The 236-nt window shown below is 63.6% G+C and carries 1 protein-coding gene; it reads left to right on the top strand.

The window, feature by feature from the left end:
- Window positions 1-12: 12 nt before the first annotated feature.
- The coding region (locus HWX25_RS33865; protein WP_279610164.1) for a hypothetical protein at window positions 13-236 on the top strand (224 nt) is incomplete at its 3' end.

The raw sequence follows: 236 nt of genomic DNA, 5'->3' as shown, positions 1-236 counted from the left end.
GTCGAAGTCGAGGTGGACAGCGAGCTGATCGAGCTAGTTGCAGACGACAGACCGGTCGACGTGGAAGTCGACAGCGAAGCGACCGAGCTATTGGTCGAGCTGAGGCCGGTCGACAGCGAGTTGATGCCGGTCGAGGTCGACGTGGACAGCGAGCTGATCGAGCTGGTTGCCGACGAGAGGCCGGTCGACGTGGAGGTCGACAGCGAAGCCACCGTGCTATCGGTCGAGCTGAGGCC

It is taken from the genome of Burkholderia sp. BCC1640 (assembly GCF_902833125.1).
In the GTDB taxonomy this organism is placed as follows: domain Bacteria; phylum Pseudomonadota; class Gammaproteobacteria; order Burkholderiales; family Burkholderiaceae; genus Burkholderia; species Burkholderia diffusa.
This window is presented reverse-complemented; position numbering and strand designations above follow the sequence as displayed.